Source organism: Solwaraspora sp. WMMA2065, assembly GCF_030345075.1.
Taxonomy (GTDB): domain Bacteria; phylum Actinomycetota; class Actinomycetes; order Mycobacteriales; family Micromonosporaceae; genus Micromonospora_E.
In genome coordinates, this window is the sequence record NZ_CP128361.1 from 5,123,069 (window position 1) to 5,139,878 (window position 16,810).

Below are 16,810 nucleotides of genomic sequence, written 5' to 3' on the forward strand. Positions count from 1 at the left end.
GACCTGGCCCGGTCAGGGCCGGCCGACCGGGCCGAGCAGTGCCGACTCCATCGACGTCGGATGCAGCATCACCCACTGCAGCCGGCCCTGACTGACCAGGCCGACCATCTCCGGATGGATCCGGGTCAACCAGCTCTGCGCCTCGGTGAACCCTAACGCCGACGCCACCAGTGCCGCTTCGGCGGCGGTCAACCGCTGCAGCACCACCAGGTCACTGCGGACCAGCGGATCGAGATCCCAACTGCCGACGTCGTTGCGGACCACCATCGTCGTTCGCCACGGCGCCCCCACCTCCGGCGTACCGCCCATCGCCGGGCCGACGTCCACCGCCAGCAGCTGGGGATGCGCCGGTGACGGCGGTGGTGGCGGCTGGGCACCGGGCGGCAGAAACGACGCCGACTCCCGACCCAGACCGCACTGGTGCAGAATCCCCTGCCAGTCCGGCTCGCGGGCGGTCTGGATGAACAGGTGCGCGCCGAGCGCCATCGCCCGCAGCGTGAGCAGCTGCGCGCAGCGCAGCCCGCCGACCAGCAGCAACCGGGTCGGTTCCGGGCGGAACAGCCGCACCGCGACCGGCCCGCCCTGCCGGTTGCGCCCGACGACCATGCCGTCGCCGCCGGCCCGCAACCGTACGTCGCCGAGTGCCTCCGGACCGGTGGTGTGCAGGCCGGTCGGCGGGATGATCGACAACGGACCCGTCACGGCAGGAACCCCCCGAGCGGCAGGGTGGCGGCCAGCCCACGGACATGCTCACCGTCGATCCGCTCGGTCAGCCCGCCGCGTTCGCGTACCGCCTCGGTCAGGGCCTGGTCGCCGACGGCCAGCGTCGTCACATCGGCGGCGGTGAGCCGGACCGCGGCCGACACCGTCACGTCCCCGGCGGCCGCCTCGGTCGGATGCCCCGGCTCCCGGGCGACGGCGACCGACACCACCGTGTCGACCATCGGCAGCTGCCGCAACACGTCGTCCAGCTGCCACGGCAGCTCCGGCCAGCGCAGCAGCCGGCGGCAGACCTGCGGGACCTCACCGCTCCACCACGCCTGCCAGGTCTCCTCGCCGGCGACCCGGTTGCTGGCGGTGCCATAGACGTTGCCGCTGTCCAGCCGGCTGGGCAGCTGCGCCAGGTAGCCGACAGCGGTCAGCAGATCGTCGCCGCCCAGCAGCCGGGCCGGCACCCGGTCCTGCTTCAGCTGGCGCTGGACCCGCCGGACCGACGACACCAGCGCCGGTGCCAGCTCCCGATCGGTGTAGCTGTCCGGCGTACGCATCACCTGGAGCACCAGCCAGGCCCGCCGACGGGCCGGCACGTCACCGCCGGTCAGTTCGCGGTAGGAGCGCTCCACCAGCCCTCGGCCGGTGTGCGCGCGCGGTGCCGCCGCGACCTGAACGAGCAACTGCACCGAGATCGGCGGGGCAGCCGGATCCGCCGCCGGCAGCAGCGCCGCCGGGGACGGCAGACTCAGCGCGGAGCCGACGAACAGCGAGCCGTCGGCAGGGTCGAGCTCTACGACGGCGCAGACGCCACCCCGGTGACTGATCGTCGCCATCGTCCGGCCGCTGACCGTGACATCGTCCACTATCGCGGTCGGCTCCACGAACCGCAGCAGGCCCGCCGCCCGGTTGCCGCCACCGGCCGGCAACCGCCGGGGCCGCAGCCGGTACCGCAACCACACCGCCAGCCACTGGTAGAGCCACCGCCCGCGCAGTCGGACCACCGTCGGTGCCAGCAGCACGGCCAGCGCCGCCGCCGTCACCAGCGCCACGACCGGCCCCCGCTGGTACGCGGCGAGCAAAACCGTCGCCGCCAGCTGCCAGTAGATCAGCTGCCCGATGGCGAACGGGCCGGTGCCGGGGCGGACCCGCCGGGGCCGGATCCGGCTGCCCGACGTCGCTGCCGGGGTCGACGCCGCAGCTGCCGACCCGGCGATGCCGGGGATCATGTCCGAGGTCGGCTGGCCCGATCCTGATCCGGCCGGCGGCACCGGCACGGCGGCCCGCGCCGCCGCCGCCGAGCGGCCCGCGACCTGCCCGGTCGACAGTCCGGCAGCGTGGACCATCGGCAGCTCCGAGGTGGGGGCCGAGCCGGCCACACCCAGCGTCGGTGGTGCGGCTGCAGGTGGCGGTGCCGCTGCGGGCATCGGCGCGGCGTCGCGCTGTCGGGGCGGTGCCCACTGCTGCCAGCCGGCCGGTGCGCCCGACGACTGGTCGGCGGGAGGGCCGGGGTCGGTCGTCATCGCTCAGCGTCCGGTCGCCGTACGGACGTCGGCCTCGGTCACCGAACGCAGCTCGTCCAGGCTGGGCCGCTGGCCGGACTGGCGCAGCCGCTGCGCCTGCGCCTTGCGTACCCCCTCGAAGAGCTTGCGCGCCTCGCGGGCGTTGCCGAAGCTCTCGTCCCGCCGCACCGCCGAGAAGTGTCCGAGCAGGACCTCCGGCACCGCGGCGGCGAGCAGGTACTCGTCGTTCGCCGCCATCCGCTCGACGATCACCACCAACTGCTCCGGGGTGTAGTTGCCGAACTCGATCGTCCTGGCGAACCGGGACGCCAGGCCGGGGTTGGCGTCGAGGAACTGCCGCATCTCCCCGGTGTAGCCGGCGGCGATCACCGCGATCTCGTCGCGGTGATCCTCCATCAGCTTGACCAGGGTGTCGATCGCCTCCTGACCGAAGTCCCCACCACTGCCGAACGACCGGGACAGGGTGTACGCCTCGTCGACGAAGAGCACACCGCCCAGAGCCTGCTCGAAGACGGCGGCCGTCTTCTCCGCCGTGTGGCCCAGGTACTGCCCGACCAGGTCGCGCCGGGACACCTCGCGGAACGGCCCGCCGGACAGCACCCCCAGGGCGGCCAGCAGCTCACCGTAGATCCGGGCCACCGTCGTCTTACCGGTGCCCGGCGCGCCCGCGAAGATCAGATGGTGGCTGACCGCGCTGACCGGCAGCCCGGCGCCACGCCGCCACTCGTTCACCTGGATCTCGTCGATCAGCCCGCGTACCTCGTCCTTGACCGACTCCAGGCCGACCATCGCGTCGAGCTCGGCCAGCAACTCCTCGGTACGTGCGGTGTCCGGCCCGCCGGCCGACGCGGCGGCGGCCGCGCCGAACACCGCACGTCGGCTCGCCGTACCGGTGACGATGGTCGGCTCGGCCCCCTCGGCGATGTCGAACGCCGGCATCGCCGTGTTCTCGGTGCTGCACTCCTCGACACTGCCCGCACAGCCCCGACCGAAAGAGACCGCCGGCCCACGGGTGTCGCGGATCCGGCAGCGCCGCAGCGTCGGCGCGCTCTGGTGGGCGACCGCCACCCCGGCACCGCCGGTCCGAAAGATCTCGCACGTCTCCAGCACCGGACGGCCGTGCTGGTAGATGTAGACGCCCCGGTTGCCGCAGCCGCTGATCGTCGACGCCCGGATGGTCGGCGCGGCCCCGATCCGCACGATCACGCCGTCCTCGGCGAGGTCGGTGAACTCGCAACCGTCGACGGTGCCGTCCGAGTCCTCGACCACCAGGCCGTGCCGCGCCCCGGTGACCGTGCACCGGGTCAGCGTGAAACTCGACCGGTTGCCGATCACGACGCCGGCGCCGAACCCGGCCCGCAGTTGGCAGCCGGTCATCGTCAGCCGTGCCCGGTCGACCGCCACCGTCGGCGCGTCGCCGGCCAGCAGCACCAGGTCACGCAGTTCGAGGGTGCCGCCGTTGGCGGACACGGTCGGATAGTTGCCGGCGGAGGCGTCGACGGTCACCGAACCGGCACCCTGCGCGGCGACCACAGTGATCTGTCGATCGTTGACGAACACCGCCTCGTAGTAGGTGCCGGGGTCGACGGCCACCACCGACCCGTCGGACGCCGCCGCGAGCGCGTCACCGATCGACGGATAGGCGCCTGGCTGGTCCGGACTGACCAAGAGGGTGCGCGTCATCGCTCCGGGCTTCGTACACGGTGGGACAAGGGATTCAGACGATATCGCAGCGCCACCAGACCTGGTGTCCGGTGAACGACCGCGTCTGAACGACCGCGTCGCCGCCGGGCCGCAGCAGGCAGCAACGACCGGCACCGGTTGTCTACGCTCTACGGCGGGATCCCGGGGCCTCCGGCCGGACCCGGAAGACCGGCGGAAAGGAGAGCGTGATGGCGGTACGCACGCTGCCGTTGACGGCAGCCGCTCTGCTGGTCGACGGCGAGGTCCACACCCACACCTCGGTGCGCGGCGACCATCTCCCACAGCTGCACCCGCTGGTCCGGCGGATCCTGGACGAACTTCCGGTCAGCCAGCGGGAACGCTCCGTCGGCCGGTGCGCCGAGCCGGTGCTGATCTCCGACCGGCTGTACGCCGTACAGCAGCGCCAGCCCGGCCCCGAACTGTCCCCAGCTGCGGCCCGCGCGGCGCTGTGGGCGGCCAGGATCCGGGTCACCCTGATCCGCGAGCCCGACGATCCGGCCCACGGCACGGCGGTCGCCCCGTGCCGGTCCTGCCGCCAACTGCTCGACTGGTTCGGGATGGAGACGCTTTGATGCCCGGCGACGACCGGTTCCCGACGGAGGTGCTGGCCGCCCTGACCTTAGCCGGCTGGCAGCCCTGCCGGCGCGACGAGCAGCGGGGCCGCGACTGGGCCCTGCGGGTCGCCGCGCACGTCGGCCCCGACGGGCGGCAGCACACCGTGGTCGGTCCCGCGATCGAGGCGTACGCCGAGTTCGGCGGCCTGTACGTCGAACCGGACGGCCCCGGCGAGGCGGTCGCGCCGAGCACCGTCCACCTCGATCCGCTGCGCGCCGTGCACACCGTCGCCACCCTCGCCGTACTCGCCGACACGCTGGGCGTACCGGTCAGCCCGCTCGGCGTCGAAGCGGACGGCACCGGCATCCTGGCCATCGACGCCCGACAGCGGGTGTTCGTGCTGGACCACGGCGGCGACTGGTTTCTCGGCCGGTCGGTGGAGCAGGCCGTCACCGCACTGATCCTCGGTCAACGGCCGCACCGGCTCGCCGAGGACGGCAGCTGGTGACCGCCGACCCGGAGCCAGGGCCGCAGCCACTGTCCGAGTCGGCCTCCGCAGGGTGGCGGCCGGCCACCGCTGCCGAGGCGGGCATGGCCGCCGCCGCCGACCTGGCGGGCTACCTGGCGGCGCTCGGCACCGGGCCGCTGCTGCTGCCGGTGTCGGCCGAGACCGCCGCCGGTCAGGCACCGTTCGCCTGGCCCACCGTCGAGCACGACGGCGCTCCACACGTACTGGCCTTCACCTCGCCGCAGGCCATCGCCGCCGGACTACCGGGCGAGTCGGTACGGTACGTGACGGTCACCCTGGCCGAGGTGGTCGCCACGATCCCCGACGACAGCTGGTGGCTGGCGGTCGACCCGGGACTGCCGATCGCCCACCGGATCACCGCCGGGCAGCTGCGGGAGCTGGCACCGTCACCCGATGCCGGCGACATCGCTCGGGCGCTGCGCGCCGCCGTCGCGGCCGAGGACCCGGACGCGGTGATGGCCGCCCTGCTACGGGTCGAGTTCACCGTACCGATGCCGCCGGACGCCGACCCCGACGCCGCCGCGACCGACCTGGCCGACCCCCGGTTCCCCTGGTGGTGTCTGCCCGACGAGGCGGGACAACCGTCGGTGCCGGTCTTCACCTCCCCGGCGATGCTGGCTGAGGTGTTCGACGTGCCGCCGCCGTCGGTCGTCGCCTCCAGCGTGCGACTCTTCGCGAACTGGCCGGACCCGCGCTGGCAGCTCGCCGTCAACCCGGGCACCGCGTCGGCGGTGAGCCTGCCCGGAGAGGCGGTCCGGCAGGTCAGCCGGTGGCTCGACGAACTGCGCCGGACCGTGACCGAGGGTGCCGACGCGGACCGTGCCGACGCGGATCGGGCCGGGGCGGACCCGGACGTTCCGGTCCGGATGCAGCTGGTCGTCCCGCACCGCCACCTGCACGCGTTCGTGGCGGACGGCTACGACCGGATGGCCGGCCCGGTGCACCGCTGGCACGGCCCCGGCCGGGACACCCCCGATCGGCTGTACGCCCGGTTGGGCCTGCTCGGGCCGGAATCGCCGTTCACCGCCGCCGACGAGTGGGTGCCGGTCGTACGGTGGGAACCCGGCCCGGACACCCCGGTGACCTGGCTCGACGAGCGGCCGCAGCAGCGGGCACTGGCCGTGCCGGACGGAGCCGAGCTGCACGTGCTGCACCAGGACGGCAGGGACGAGCTGCTGGCCCGGTTCGACCGGGGCGGCCGACGTTGGCTGCCGGTGGAGCCGCCGCCGGCCGCGAGCATCGGCTGAGCGGCGACTACTGCTTAGCCAGCCAGCGCCGCGCGGGCGGGGTGGCGAGCAGGATCACCGCCAGTCCGGCCAGCGCTCCGACGACCATCGGCAGCAGCATCGTCGGGTGGTATTCGATCTTGCCGAACAGCAGCAGGCCGCCCAGCACGACGAGGAGCAGCCCGGCGGTGAACCCGGCCGGGGCCCGCAGCATGTTCGGCCCGCCGACCCAGACGATCCGCATACCGGCCAAGGTCATGAAGACCAGCAGCAGGCAGAGGCCGAGGATCGCGAACGCGATGATCCACAGTAGGAACTTCGCGTCACCCTCGGCGCGGTAGGTGACGACCAGGAACGCGATACCCGCGACCAGCCAGAGGACAGCGGTGGGGATGGTCAGCAGTACGGCGGCGACGACGACAGGTGGCCGCCGGCCGGTGGCGGGGGTGGCGTCCGGCCCGGGTACGTTCACCGGCTCGGTGGACGCCATACCGAATCGTCCTCGGCGGTCGGTGGCTCGCCCCCGGTCGGCTGATCGGGCCCGGCCTGGGCCGCCGGCGCTGGTACCGGTGCACCGACGTCGGCCATCGGCGGTGGACCATCCCGGGAGCCGGCCGGACGTCTCGCCCGGCGCCGCAGCCACCGGATCAGCAGTACGATGCCGGTGACCACCGTGCCGAGGATGGTGAAGAAGATCAGCATGCCGATCAGTTCGTCGAGCCCGAATTCGTAGCCCGGCTCGGGCGGCAGGTAGGCGACGGGGTCGCTGGCGGTCGGCGACGGCCGTGGGCTGGCCCGGTCGTCCGGCTCGGTGGTGAGCGCCGCGTGGATGTCCAGGATGCCCCAGCCGAAGTCGAGGTCCTTGCCGGGCGGCCCGGCGTCGTACGCCGTACCGACCAGCCGTTGGAACAGCTTGCCCTGGTCCTCGTCCGGATACCGCGCCTTGAGCAGCGCGAACGCCCCCGACACCAACGCGGTGGCGCCGCTTGAGCCACTACCAATAAAGTACTGCCCGTCTGGGCCGGCCTGCATGAGGTCGACACCCGGTGCTGCCAGGTGCGTCTGCTCTGCTTGGATGGAAAAGTCGCTCGTCGAGTTGTTCGGCCCACTTCCGGTGACCGCGATGGTCCACTCGCTCCGGGCCGGCTGGCCGATCAGCACGTCACTGCGGTTACCGATGCCGGCGACGACGATGACTCCGCGCCTGTACGCGTTCTCGACGGCCTGTTCCAGCGTCGGGTCGGACGATCCGGCGAGCGAGACGTTGATGATGTCGGCACCGCTGTTGACCGCCCAGTTGATCCCGGTCGCGAGATTCCGGGGCGGGATGATGTCGGTGGTCGGGCTGCTGATCGCGACCGGCAGGATCTTGGCCTTCGGCGCCACCCCGAGCACTCCGTCGCGGCTGCCGGGCCCGTGCCCGTGCCCGGCGATCAGCGACGCTACCCCGGTGCCGTGGTTGCGCCGGTCGACGTGGCCCTTGCTGTCGCGGTCGTACATGTCCGCGCCGGCGAGGACGTTGTCCCGCAGGTCGGGGTGGGAGGCGTCGACGCCGGTGTCGACCACCGCGACGGTCACCCCCTCGCCCTGGGTGATCCGGTGCGCCTCGGGCAGCCGCATCGCCTCGACGTGCCAGGACTGGTCCCGAATCTCGTCGGCCTGCGCTGGCCCGGCGGGCAGCGGGACCGTGCCGAGCAGCCCGAGCAGCCCGGCTGCCACCAGGCCGAGAAACCGCCGGGAAGCACGCATGGGCGGAGCACACCTCTCCGTCGGGTAGTCGCCGGGCGACCCGGCGCTGTGTCCGGATGATACTGCTTCGGGTGCTTCGTCCGGCTCAGCTCGGCCGTGTGCCGGCCTCATCGCCGGCCCAAGCTCCGGCCCTGCTGCTGCGGCGGCTTCTCGTCGGGGGTGTCGATGGTGCCGGGAGCCGGCGGGTCGGTCTGCCACAGCTCGTCGTCACCGTCGCCGTACCCCCAGGTCTGCTGCCGGTCGTCGGCCTTGCGGCTGGTGCGGCTGGTGCCACCGGCTGGGCCGGCACCCCGCTGCCCGCCCAGCACCGGGCCCGGGCCCTTGGCACCGCCGGGCTTCGTCGGTCCGGACCGGCCGGACAGCCGGGGAGCAGCCGGGGCCGGCCGACCGGCGGAGCCGGGTGCGGCCGGCTGCGGTAGCCGGGGACCACCGGCATTCGGGGCGGCGGGGCGGCTGCGTGGGCCGCCCAGGCTGGGGGGTGGGGCGGCGGGCCGGCCAGTGCCGCCGCCGGCCGGGCGGCCACCGGTGCTGCCGGGCAACTGTGGAGTCGTCGGTGGGGTGGGTCGGACCGGGGGGCGGCCGGTCGGCCCCGGCGGCCGGGAGCCACCCGGCGTCGGTCCGGTGCTGCCGGGCAGCGACGGGCGCTGCGGTGCCGGACCTCGGCTGGCCGGGTTGTTCGGCGGCGGACCACCGGCCCCGGGCAGCGCCGGCCGGGGCGGACCGGGCGGCCGGAGCGGAGGATTCGGGCGATTCGTACCCGGCAGCGGTTGCCCGGGTCGGCTGACCCCCGGTGCCCCCGGTCGTGGCCCGGGGGTGACGCCGGGTGGCACCACCGCCGGTGGCGGGCTCGGCGCCGGGCCGGCACCGGTCTGCGGCAGGTTGGGCACCGGGGGAGGCGCGGTCGGCGGGGCGACGGTGCCCCCGGCCAGGTGCAGCCCGTCCGGCACCGGCGGCGGTGGCGTGGGTGACGGTGCGCCCCGGCCCAGCCCGGGGTCGGTGGGTGACTCCCCGCGCCCCACGAACTCCGGCCGGGGTGGTGCGCCCGGCCCGCCGTCAGGCGGGCCAGCAATAGGGGTAGACGGCATGCCGGTAGGCGTGACGGTCTGGTAGACCACCGCCGCGTCGGTCGGGCCCCGGAAGGTGCTGCCCCGGGTGATGTGGCTCAGGTACACGTCGATGTACATGTCGGCCAACGGCTTGATGATGTCCCGGGCACGCTCGAAGTAGTCGTCCATCACGTCTTTGCGGGTCCGGCCGGTGGTGCCCGGGATCCAGTCGTACGCGTCGGACCACTGCAGGCCGTTGTCCGGGTCGGCCGCCTCCACGGTGTACTGCTCCCAGAGGCTGCGGAACTCCTGCTGGGTCGACTCGATCTTGCCGGCCAGCTGCTCCAGGCCACGGCGGTTACTGTCGGCGGCCTCCTTCCACTCGTCGAGCGAGTAGAGGGTGGCGCCCACCCGTTGCATGAAGTACTCACCGGCCGGTGACTGCCATTTGGCGGCCAGCGCCGTCGCGTACCGCTGCAGGTTGGTGCGGGTGCTGTCGAGCAGCACGCCGATCCGGTGCCACATGTCGGCGACGGCGATCACCCGCTCGTCGCTCTCGTTCTGGATCCAACTCCACATCGTCTCGATGCTGGTCGTCTCCTTGGCCCAGACGGTGGGTTCGTAGCGCTGGTTCGGATCCGAGTAGTCGTGGACGACGTAGTCGTTCACGGCGTTCACGTACGGGATCGACACCGGCTGCCAGCCGAAGTACTCGTCGGACATCCCCGCTCCTCGACGTCGCTATGCGCGCTGTTCAGTGATCGGCCGACGGACTGTCGAGCTCGTCGTCGTGCATGTCCTCGTCGTCGGCGCGGATGTCGTAGGCGCCGTCGCCCTCACCGATCGTCTCGGCCTCGTACAGCGACAGGTCCCGGTCGGCCGCCTCGGGGGCGTAGGAGGAGGTTTCCTCGTCCGGATCGACCACCAGACTCGGATCCTCGATGCCGCTCTCCGGGTCCTGCCAGTGGCCTTCCAGGGTCTCCTGCCCGTCGAGCGCGGCGAAGGCGTTAAAGATCGTCATCTGGTCGGCCGCGACCAGGGCGTCGCCGTCGAGGTACTCGGCGGAGATCGACTTGGCGGCGGTCGCCAGCGAGGCGAGGCCCTTCGCCACCTCGCCGAGCAGCAGGGTGGCCGCCTCGCGGTTCTCGTCGTGCCGGCCCTGGAAGAACCGGCCCTCGGACATCCCCGACCCGCCGAACGGCACCGGGATGGTGAGCATGTGGTTGATGCCGCTCGCCAGGCTCGGCTGGAAGTTGAGCCGCAGCTCGTCCATCACACACTGGGCGAAGTCGTCGAGCTGCTCGATGTCGACGTCGATCGTCTCGTTGACCAGCCAGCTGTCGTCCGCCATGATCCCTCCCCCAGGCCCCACGCGCGTATCGGCATCCACAAAACTATCGCGTCACCGCAATTGTCGTGGACCGAGAGTCACGATGTGGACGGTAAATGGAGCAACTGGACCAGCCGGGTGCCTCCCCGCCTGGTGACCAGCCAGCCCCGCCCCGGCGGCAGCGGGCCGGGCCGGACGTTGCCGAGCAGCACCCCCTCGTCACGGCTGCCGGACATCACCAGGCCCGGCGAGCTGAGTTCCCGCAGTCGCATCAGGATCGGTTCGTACAGCGCCCGGCTGGCGCCGCCGCTACGCCGGGCGATCACCAGGTGCAGCCCGATGTCGCGGGCCTGCGGCAGGAACTCCAGCAGCGGCAGCAGCGGGTTGCCGCCGCCACCGGCGACGAGGTCGTAGTCGTCAACCAGGATGTACAGGTCGGGGCCACGCCACCAACTGCGGGTACGCAGCTGCTCCGGGGTCACGTCCGCCGGGGGCAGCCGGTCACGCATCACGTTGACCACCTCGGTCAGCATGCCGGCGGTGACGTCCGCCGAGGTGCCGTACCCGATCTGGTGTTTCTCGCTGATGTCGCCGAGCAGGCTGCGCCGGTAGTCGACGACGATGAGCCGGGCCTGGGTCAGGTCGTTGCGGTCGGTGACGCCCCGGGCCAGCGCCCGCAGGAAGCTGCTCTTGCCGGACTCGCCGTCGCCGAACACGATGAAGTGCGGATCGGTGCTCAGGTCCAGGTGCACCGGCTGCAGGTCGACCTCGGCGATGCCGATCGGCACGCCGGGGCGTCCGGTGTCCGGCACCGAGTCGTACGGCACCACGGCCGGCAGCAGCCGCACCGGTGGCGCACCCGGGCCCTGCCAGGCGGCGGCGACGTCGGTGACGAACCGCCGGGCACCGTCGGTGAGGGTGCCGGCGTCGGCGTCGCCGTCGGTGCGTGGCAGGGCGGCGAGGAACTGCATGCCGTCCGGGGTGATGCCCCGGCCGGGCGACTTGTCCGGCACGTTCATCGCCGCCCGCCGGTCCAGGTTGGAGTCGCTGGCGCCGGCGAGGCGCAGCTCCAGCCGGGTGCCGAAGACGTCGCGTACCGCCGGCCGCAGGTCCATCCACCGGCCGGCGCTGACCACCAGGTGTACGCCGAACGACAGCCCCCGGTTGGCGATGTCGTTGATCGCCGGCTCCAGGTCCTCGAACTCGGCGCGTACCGCCGCCCAGCCGTCGATCACCAGGAACACGTCGCCGAACGGGTCGTCGGTGTGCCCGCCGTGCCGGCGTTCCCGCCGGTAGGTGGCCATCGAGTCGATCCGGTTCTCGGCGAACCGGCGTTCCCGCTGGGCCATCAGCAGCCGCAGCTCGGCGATGGTCCGGCGGACCTGGCCGGCGTCCAGCCGGGTGGCGACCCCGCCGACCTGCGGCAGGTCACGCAGCGTGGTGAGCGCCCCGCTGCCCAGGTCGAGGCAGTAGACCTGCACCTCACGCGGGGTGTGGGTGAGGGCGAGCGACGACACGACCGTACGCAGCAGGGTGCTCTTGCCGCTCTGCGGCCCGCCGACGATGACGGTGTGCCCGGCGGAGCCGCCGAGCTCCAGCCAGAGCACGTCGCGGCGCTGCTCGAACGGCTTGTCGATGAGGCCGACGGCGGCCCGCAGCTCGCCCTGCAGCGTCGGGCTGGCGGCGGTGATGCCACGTTCCGGGTCGGCGACCAGCGGCGAGAGCAGCTGGTCGAGGGTCAGCGGGTCGCCGAGCGGCGGCAGCCACACCTGGTGGGCCGGTCTACCTCGGCCGGTGAGCCGGCTGACCAGGATGTCGAGCAGGCTTTCGCCGGTGGGGTCGGCCGGTTCGGGTGCCGGCTGCCGGGCGTCGGCCGGTAGCCGGGGTGCGACGTACTGGGTGGTGTACTCCTGGACCCGGTCGTCGCCGTCGCCGGCGGCGACCGCCTCGGCGGTCTTGCTGCGGTACGTGCCGGAGACGTACGCGGCCCGGAACCGTACCAGCGGTTCGGTGCCGAACCGCAGGTAGCCGTGGCCGGGGGAGCGGGGCAGTTCGTACGCGTCGGTGGCGCCGAGCACCACCCGGCTCTCCATCGCGGAGAAGGTCCGCAGGCCGATCCGGTACGACAGGTGGGTGTCCAGCCCACGGAGCCGGCCCTCCTCCAGCCGTTGCGAGGCGAGCAGCAGATGCACGCTCAACGACCGGCCGACCCGTCCGATCTGCACGAACATGTCGATGAAGTCCGGCTTGGCGGTCAGCAGTTCGGAGAACTCGTCACAGATGATCAGCAGCGCCGGCATGGGTTCCAGCGGCGCCCCGGCCGCCCTGGCCTTCTCGTAGTCGCGCTGCGATGCGTAGTTGCCGGCCGAGCGGAGCAGCTCCTGCCGGCGGACCAGCTCGCCGTTGATCGCGTCGGTCATCCGGTCGACCAGCGGCAGCTCGTCGGAGAGGTTGGTGATCACCGCGCTGGTGTGCGGCAGCTTGTCCAGCCGGGTGAACGTCGCCCCGCCCTTGAAGTCGATCAGTACGAAGTTCAGCGTCTCCGACGAGTGGGTGGCGGCGAGCGCCAGCACCAGGGTGCGCAGCAGCTCCGACTTGCCGGAGCCGGTGGCGCCGATCAGCAGGCCGTGCGGGCCCATGCCGTCCTGCGCGGACTCCTTGAGGTCCAGCTCGACCGGGGTGCCGTCCGGGGTCAGCCCGAGCGGCACCCGCAGCCGGTCCCGGTTCGGCCGGGGCGTCCACGCCCGGTCCACGTCGAACTCGTACGGATCCCCCAGGTCGAGCAGGTCGGCCAGGTCCTGCTCCAGGTGCAGCGGCTGCTCGCCACGGGACGCGGCGGACAGCCGCAGCGGCGCCAGCTCCATCGCCAACGCCTCCGCCTCCGCGATCGTGCAGGTGTCGGCGGTGCCGATCGGCGCCCGGCCGTCCAGGGTGACGCTGGTCATCGACCCGTCGGCGGCGACCTCCAGCACCAGCCGGGCCCGGTCGAGCACCCGGGGCGGTGGCTCGGATAGGTCGACGATGGTCACCCCTTCCACACCGCCGTCGGTCATCAGATGATCGGAGCCGGCCGGGTCCCCACCGTCGAGCACCACCAGCAGGTGCGGTCCGGAGGTGGTGGCGGAGCCGCCGCCGGTGAGGTTGAACCGGGGCCGGTTGGTGAGCACGTCGTCGAGCATCGCCTCCAGGCCGGTCACGGTCGGCGACACCAGTCGCAGCGCGCCGGTCGCGTCGGTGCGGGTCGGGTGCAGGGCGTGCGGCAGCCACTTGACCCACTCCCAGTGCTCCCGCCGGGCCGGGGCCGGACAGACCGCCACCAGTATGTCGTCCGGCGCGTGGAACGCGGTGGCCTGGGCGATCACCGCCCGGACCAGGGCCCGGGCGGCGTCGGGGTCGCCGCGCAGATGCACCCGGGCGAAGCCGCGCAGCGCCATGTCCACGGGCAGCTGCGGCACGGTCGCGTAGCTGGTCAGGAACCGTCGCAGCGCCAACGCGCACATCGGCTCCAGTTTCTCCAGCGCGGTCGGCGGCGGTGGGACCAGCGGCGTCGCCAGCTCCTGCGGCCCGAGACCGACCCGTACGGTGGCGAAGTCGGGGTCGCCGCGTCGGCGCTCCCACAGCCGGGGGCCGACCGGCACCGACCACAGCGTCTGCGGGTCGGGGTGCCGGTAGAACGCGGCCTCCCGCTGCTGGCGTACGGTCCGTAGGACCCGGCGTCGCTGCCGCGACAGATGCGCCAGGTACTCGCGTCGCCGCTGCGCCATCTCCTGCCGGCTCGGCCCACCAGCCTGATTGGACAGTTGGGTGGCGAGCATGCCGAGCGCGGAGAGGCCGAACAGGCCACCGGCGACGTAGCTGAGTGTCGAACCGCCCCGGCCGGCGTACATCAACGCCATTGCGACAGAGCCGGCCAGCATCGGCAGCAGCATCATCAGCTGCCCCCAGGACCGTCCGGTCGGCGCCGGCACCTCGGGCGGCGCGTCGAGCAGGACCTCGCCGGACGGGTACTCCGGCTCGGGCCGGCGGGCCGGACGCCGTATCACCACCGTACCCACGGATCGATCCTCCCCGTCGTCGTCACACCCGGAAGCCGGGTCGCTACCGGCACCGATGGCACCGGCACATGGTAGGTAGCCTTCTCGAGTCAGGACAGCCCGCGCGGCTTGATGAGGAGTCAGCAGTGGTCACCCAGGCCGGAACCGGACTCGCCCGGATCGCCGTCGTGGCGCCGACCCGACGCATCGACCTCGCCCTGCCCGAACACCTGCCGCTGGTCGGGCTGCTCCCGGCGGTGCTGCGGCAGGCCGACGAGAACCCCTCCGACGGTACGGCCGACGGCGGCTGGGCGCTGCGCCGTACCAACGGATCCACCCTGGACCTCAACCGTACGCTCGCCGCGCAGCAGGTCCGCGACGGCGAGATGCTGCATCTGCTGCCCCGCCGCACCGAGTGGCCGGAGCTGGCCTACGACGACCTGATGGAGGCGATCGCCGCCGGTGCCCGCCGGCGCGGGCTGCCCTGGACGCCGGCCGCCACCCGGCTTACCGGCCTGCTTGCCGGGGCCGTTCTGCTGCTGCTCGCCCTGGTCGCGGTGGTGACCGCCGACGGCACCGGGGTGGCCGCCGGGGCGGCCCTGCTCGGCACCGCAGCCGTCCTCGTCGCGGTCGGCGTGCTGCTGTCCCGGGCGATGGCCGACTCGCTGGCCGGCGCGGCGCTCGCCGCCCTGGCCCTGCCGTACGCCTTCGCCGGCGGCGCGGTGTCGCTGGCCGGCGGCGAACCGGTCACCGGGCTGGGGGCACCGCACCTGCTGGTCGGTTCGGCGGCGCTGACCTTGACCGGGGTGCTCGGCATGCTCGGCGTCGGCGACGCCGGCCGGGTCTTCGTGGCGGCGCTCTTCACCGGAGTCAGCGGGACGACCGGGGCGCTGCTGGCCGTCGGGCCGCTGGACGGGCCGCGCGCCGCAGCGGTCCTGGTGGCCGCGGTGACCCTGCTGCTGCCGGCGCTGCCGCTGATCTCGGTCCGGGCGGGCAAGCTGCCGATGCCGGCGCTGCCGCGTACCGCTGAGGACCTGGTCCGCGACGATCCGCAGCCGGACCGGGCGGAGATCTACCGGGCGACGGCCCGCGCCGACGAGGTGCTGACCGGCCTGATGTTCGGTACCGCCGTGGTGGTCGCCGCCGGGTCTGCGGTGCTGACCTTCTCGGCGACGGCCGGCGCGGTGCTGCTGGTCGCGGTGGTGACGGCCGGTCAGCTGCTGCGGGCCCGGCTGGTCTCGACCGTCCGGCACCGGGTGCCGCTGCTGGCCGGCGGCCTGGTCGGTGTCGGCCTGCTGACCCTGATCGGTACGGGTGGGATGGCGGCGGGTACCCGGCTGGCCCTGCTGCCGGTGGTGCTGCTGGTGGTGGCGCTGGTGCTGGCGGCCGGGATGGTCTACAGCCGGCGCCCGCCGACGCCCCGGCTGGCCCGGCTCGGCGACGGGCTGGACGTGGTGCTGCAGTTGGCGGTGGTGCCGGTGGCCTGCGCCGTGCTCGGCCTGTACGGCTTCATGCGGGCGATCAACGGCTGACGGTTCCGGCTGGTCAGCCGGCTGTCAGTCGGCCGGCCCGGCGATCTGCTCCGGGCGCAGCGGCGGGAACGGGCCGCCCCGGACCAGCCGGATCAGGGCCGTGTCGACGTCGTCGGCGACGTACTGGTAGCCGGCCCAGTGCAGCAGCAGGACCCGACCGGCGGCGTCGACGACCAGCTCGGCGGGGCCGTCCGAGTTTCCGCCGAGCGGGAACACCGGATGGTCGTACTCGCCGGCGAAGACCCGGGCCTCCTCGGTGACCAGGCCGCTGCGTACCGGGTGGACGAAGGTCGGGAAGCCGGCGTCGGCGGTGCCGTCGGCGCCGAACTGGGCGATGGTCAGCCCGCCGAACTCGGTCAGCGCCGCGCGGGCGACCGGTGTCATGACCAGCCCGTCGAGCTCACCAGCCCATCGGCCGACCCACTGGTCGACCATCGCGGAGACGTCCCGGCCGGGGAACCAGCCGGCGGCTTCCAGCACCGGCCGGACGTCCGGCGGGAACCGGCGGTCGGCGGCCCGCGCGGCGGTGTACCGCTCGGCGACAACCGTCACCGGGACCGGCGGCCACTGGCTGACCTCGCCGGACTCCCGGTCGATCACGATCCGCGGCGACCCGGAGCCGGCCGGCGGCCCGGCCGTGCGACTACCCGCGTCGTCGGTGGGGATCAGCCAGGCGACGTATCCGTGCTCGAACTCGTGCAGGCCGATCCGTTCGTCGGTGCCGGCGCCGTGCTCGGTCGCCCATTGGCGGGCCAGGTCCAGCGCCTCGTCGCGACCGAGCATCGATGTTTCCTTCCGGGCTACGGGCGAGACCCCAAAGTACGCCGTCGTCACCGGACCCTATGGTAGGCAGCACGCCGCGTGGTGGTGC

General features: G+C 73.3%; 13 protein-coding genes. 4 read left to right on the forward strand and 9 right to left on the reverse strand.

Annotated features, from left to right (window positions below; translation table 11 throughout):
* Positions 1–12: 12 nt before the first annotated feature.
* Genes O7610_RS23385 through O7610_RS23395 form a run of 3 tightly spaced genes read right to left on the reverse strand, consistent with a single transcriptional unit; the run spans position 13 to position 3,917 of the window.
* Positions 13–702, reverse strand: a complete 690-nt coding sequence (locus O7610_RS23385) for a hypothetical protein (protein ID WP_281552605.1) — start codon at positions 700–702, stop codon at positions 13–15.
* Positions 699–2,234: a type VII secretion protein EccE gene (eccE, locus tag O7610_RS23390; protein ID WP_281552606.1), complete on the reverse strand. Its 1,536-nt coding sequence runs from the start codon at positions 2,232–2,234 to the stop codon at positions 699–701. Before eccE ends, O7610_RS23385 begins: the two co-directional genes overlap by 4 nt.
* A 3-nt stretch (positions 2,235–2,237) precedes the next feature.
* Positions 2,238–3,917: a right-handed parallel beta-helix repeat-containing protein gene (locus tag O7610_RS23395; RefSeq protein ID WP_281567174.1), complete on the reverse strand. Its 1,680-nt coding sequence runs from the start codon at positions 3,915–3,917 to the stop codon at positions 2,238–2,240.
* 209 nt (positions 3,918–4,126) lie between these two features.
* Between O7610_RS23395 and O7610_RS23400 the strand changes: the two genes are divergently transcribed.
* From O7610_RS23400 to O7610_RS23410, 3 genes are read left to right on the forward strand one after another with little or no spacing between them, the layout of a single operon-like run.
* Positions 4,127–4,510, forward strand: a complete 384-nt coding sequence (locus O7610_RS23400) for a YwqJ-related putative deaminase (protein ID WP_289211856.1) — start codon at positions 4,127–4,129, stop codon at positions 4,508–4,510.
* Positions 4,510–5,001: an SUKH-3 domain-containing protein gene (locus O7610_RS23405; RefSeq protein WP_289211857.1), complete on the forward strand. Its 492-nt coding sequence runs from the start codon at positions 4,510–4,512 to the stop codon at positions 4,999–5,001. Before O7610_RS23400 ends, O7610_RS23405 begins: the two co-directional genes overlap by 1 nt.
* The gene (locus O7610_RS23410) at positions 4,998–6,269 is read left to right on the forward strand and encodes an SseB family protein (RefSeq protein WP_281552609.1); all 1,272 of its coding nucleotides are present in this window, start codon (positions 4,998–5,000) and stop codon (positions 6,267–6,269) included. The genes O7610_RS23405 and O7610_RS23410 overlap by 4 nt, the downstream gene beginning before the upstream one ends.
* Before the next feature lie 7 nt (positions 6,270–6,276).
* Here O7610_RS23410 and O7610_RS23415 read toward each other — a convergent pair whose 3' ends face one another.
* The 5 genes from O7610_RS23415 to eccCa form a co-directional block, all read right to left on the reverse strand.
* A complete protein-coding gene (locus O7610_RS23415) occupies positions 6,277–6,738 on the reverse strand; it encodes a hypothetical protein (protein WP_289211858.1) in 462 nt (153 codons plus the stop codon).
* A complete protein-coding gene (locus tag O7610_RS23420; protein ID WP_289211859.1) occupies positions 6,717–7,997 on the reverse strand; it encodes a S8 family serine peptidase in 1,281 nt (426 codons plus the stop codon). The genes O7610_RS23415 and O7610_RS23420 overlap by 22 nt, the downstream gene beginning before the upstream one ends.
* A 107-nt stretch (positions 7,998–8,104) precedes the next feature.
* Positions 8,105–9,766 carry a hypothetical protein gene (locus O7610_RS23425; RefSeq protein WP_289211860.1) on the reverse strand — a complete coding sequence of 554 codons (1,662 nt, stop codon included), beginning with the start codon at positions 9,764–9,766 and terminating at the stop codon, positions 8,105–8,107.
* Positions 9,767–9,797: 31 nt separating this feature from the next.
* Complete coding sequence (locus O7610_RS23430; RefSeq protein ID WP_289211861.1) at positions 9,798–10,394, reverse strand: hypothetical protein; 597 nt, start codon at positions 10,392–10,394, stop codon at positions 9,798–9,800.
* Between the two features lie 77 nt (positions 10,395–10,471).
* Complete coding sequence (eccCa, locus tag O7610_RS23435) at positions 10,472–14,428, reverse strand: type VII secretion protein EccCa (protein ID WP_289211862.1); 3,957 nt, start codon at positions 14,426–14,428, stop codon at positions 10,472–10,474.
* A gap of 125 nt (positions 14,429–14,553) precedes the next feature.
* Here eccCa and eccD point away from each other — a divergent pair, with 125 nt between their 5' ends.
* The gene (gene eccD, locus O7610_RS23440) at positions 14,554–15,939 is read left to right on the forward strand and encodes a type VII secretion integral membrane protein EccD (protein ID WP_281552615.1); all 1,386 of its coding nucleotides are present in this window, start codon (positions 14,554–14,556) and stop codon (positions 15,937–15,939) included.
* A gap of 24 nt (positions 15,940–15,963) precedes the next feature.
* Here eccD and O7610_RS23445 read toward each other — a convergent pair whose 3' ends face one another.
* Positions 15,964–16,722, reverse strand: coding sequence for an SUKH-3 domain-containing protein (locus O7610_RS23445; RefSeq protein ID WP_281552616.1), 759 nt, complete (start codon positions 16,720–16,722; stop codon positions 15,964–15,966).
* Positions 16,723–16,810 lie beyond the last annotated feature (88 nt).

Bases quoted from the DNA above. Each gene is read 5' to 3' on its own strand.
- eccE (WP_281552606.1), bottom strand. From the start codon at position 2,234: ATGACGACCGACCCCGGCCCTCCCGCCGACCAGTCGTCGGGCGCACCG.
- O7610_RS23395 (WP_281567174.1), bottom strand. From the start codon at position 3,917: ATGACGCGCACCCTCTTGGTCAGTCCGGACCAGCCAGGCGCCTATCCG.
- O7610_RS23400 (WP_289211856.1), top strand. From the start codon at position 4,127: ATGGCGGTACGCACGCTGCCGTTGACGGCAGCCGCTCTGCTGGTCGAC.
- O7610_RS23405 (WP_289211857.1), top strand. From the start codon at position 4,510: ATGCCCGGCGACGACCGGTTCCCGACGGAGGTGCTGGCCGCCCTGACC.
- O7610_RS23415 (WP_289211858.1), bottom strand. From the start codon at position 6,738: ATGGCGTCCACCGAGCCGGTGAACGTACCCGGGCCGGACGCCACCCCC.
- O7610_RS23420 (WP_289211859.1), bottom strand. From the start codon at position 7,997: ATGCGTGCTTCCCGGCGGTTTCTCGGCCTGGTGGCAGCCGGGCTGCTC.
- O7610_RS23425 (WP_289211860.1), bottom strand. From the start codon at position 9,766: ATGTCCGACGAGTACTTCGGCTGGCAGCCGGTGTCGATCCCGTACGTG.
- O7610_RS23430 (WP_289211861.1), bottom strand. From the start codon at position 10,394: ATGGCGGACGACAGCTGGCTGGTCAACGAGACGATCGACGTCGACATC.
- O7610_RS23445 (WP_281552616.1), bottom strand. From the start codon at position 16,722: ATGCTCGGTCGCGACGAGGCGCTGGACCTGGCCCGCCAATGGGCGACC.